The organism is Streptomyces botrytidirepellens, assembly GCF_003721215.1.
Classification (GTDB): Bacteria; Actinomycetota; Actinomycetes; order Streptomycetales; family Streptomycetaceae; genus Streptomyces; species Streptomyces himastatinicus.
The window spans coordinates 1-1253 of record NZ_RIBZ01000001.1 but is presented as its reverse complement, the minus strand read 5'-3'; the positions used below and the strand labels follow the sequence as shown (position 1 = coordinate 1253).

1 pseudogene is annotated in these 1253 nt (G+C 77.7%); it reads left to right on the top strand.

Features of this window, described 5'->3' with window-relative positions:
- Positions 1-1164, top strand: a pseudogene (locus EEJ42_RS50520) (DEAD/DEAH box helicase); the annotation flags it as partial.
- Between the last annotated feature and the right edge of the window lie 89 nt (positions 1165-1253).

Here is a 1253-nt window from a genome sequence, read left to right as displayed (position 1 = left end):
CGTTCCGGTGCGGCGGTCGAAGCGGACGCCGCGGCCGTGACCGCCGTCGACACGGCGGAGGCCCCGGCGGAGGAGACCCCCGCCAAGCCCCGCCGCCGCACCCGCGCGAAGGCCGACGCCGCCGAGGCAGCCGAGGCTGCCGTTGCCACGGCTGAGGGCACGACCGAGGTAGCCGAGGCCGCCGAGGAGGCCCCGGCCAAGCCCCGCCGCCGCACCCGCACCAAGGCAGCCGCCGCCGAAACGGCCGTCGCTACGGCTGAGGGCGCGACCGAGGCCGCCGAGGAAACCCCGGCCAAGCCCCGCCGCCGCACCCGCACCAAGGCAGCCGCCGCCGAAACGGCCGTCGCTACGGCTGAGGGCGCGACCGAGGCCGCCGAGGAAACCCCGGCCAAGCCCCGCCGCCGCACCCGCACCAAGGCAGCCGCCGCCGAAACGGCCGTCGCTACGGCTGAGGGCGCGACCGAGGTAGCCGAGGAAACCCCGGCCAAGCCCCGTCGTCGTACCCGCGCGAAGGCGACCACCGCCGAAACGGCCGTCGCCACCGCCGAGGGCACGACGGAGACGGCCGAGGACACCCCGGCCAAGCCCCGCCGCCGCACCCGCACCAAGGCAGCCGCCGCCGAAACGGCCGTCGCTACGGCTGAGGGCGCGACCGAGGTAGCCGAGGAAACCCCGGCCAAGCCCCGTCGTCGTACCCGCGCGAAGGCGACCACCGCCGAAACGGCCGTCGCCACCGCCGAGGGCACGACGGAGACGGCCGAGGAAACCCCGGCCAAGCCCCGTCGTCGTACCCGCGCGAAGGCGACCACCGCCGAAACGGCCGTCGCCACCGCCGAGGGCACGACGGAGACGGCCGAGGAAACCCCGGCCAAGCCCCGCCGCCGCACCCGCACCAAGGCGGCGGAGACGGCCGAGGCCGAGACCGCCGGGACCGAGGCGGCGGAAGCCGCCACGACCACGCCGCGGCGCCGTACCCGGGCCAAGGCCGCCAGCGCGGAGACGGAGGTCGCGGAGGCCGAGGCCGCCGCCAAGCCGCGCCGTCGTACCCGTACGACGGCCAAGGCCGCGGAGCCGACCGCGACGCAGCCCGACGAGGCCGAGGCGAAGCCCGTACGCCGCCGCACCCGCACCAAGGCCGCGGCGGACACCACCCCCGAGGCCTGACGGCACCCAGCACCCCACGGGGCCTGATCCGCACCGCGGATCAGGCCCCGGGCGCGTACAGGCCCGGTGCGTCAGCCCTTGGTGCACCA